The sequence below is a fragment of the Treponema sp. R8-4-B8 genome (genome assembly GCF_054786175.1).
This window is the reverse complement of record NZ_BDHE01000187.1, coordinates 1-747: the sequence shown is the minus strand read 5'-3', so window position 1 is coordinate 747 and position 747 is coordinate 1. Positions and strand designations below refer to the sequence as shown.

General features: G+C 51.7%; 1 pseudogene. It reads right to left on the bottom strand.

The features are described 5' to 3' along the window. Positions 1-641 (bottom strand): annotated as a pseudogene (locus ACYVRA_RS07795) (hypothetical protein); the annotation flags it as partial. Positions 642-747: the final 106 nt, after the last annotated feature.

The following is a 747-nucleotide window of genomic DNA, read 5'->3' as shown; positions in this document are numbered from 1 at the left end:
TATTTCAGAAAATGTTTATAATTGAAACACACAGTCTCCACGGCAAACGCGGCAAGCGAGGCGATGCAGAACGCCGACAGAAATATCCTGCCTCGGAAAGGGTTCAGGCGCTGTCTCTTATACACATCTAGATGTGTATAAGAGACAGGGCTTGACGACCATATACCGTCAAAACTGTGCAACCCGTCTTCCCTTTCCACCTCTAAGCGCTCTACGATAAGCCCCGACAGCCCGGAGTGCGCCTCCATAATCCTTACTGTTTTTTTAATCTCAATGAGACGGCGCAACGGCTTGAGGCGTATATCCGGCGTTGTACCTATAGAGCGCATAGCCTCGTTTAACGCTGATGAGTTGACCCCTTTGGTATAAGGAACTTCTATAACCTCGCCGCCCATCTCGTTCATCAGGGCGATAACCTCGTCGCGTTCCTTGCTGAGCGGGCCGCTGTTCCAGTCGTCGCCGTGGATGATGGCTGACGGACGGTGCTTTTTCAGATTGGGGACATAACTCCACTCTTCCTGCGGAACCACACGAGACACCCCCTTGATATTCTCCACTACCTCGCGCCGCTGTTCCCACGTAAGATACGGCAGACGCTTGTGAGTGGCTATGGCAGCGTCGGTCAGGAGACCAACCAGCACCTCGCCGCGCGCCGCAGCTTCCTTAATAATATTGATGATGCCGGGATGAATAATATCTCAACGCAGACCTAACTAAATTGTTTTCAACTCCAAAACCCTCGTATGG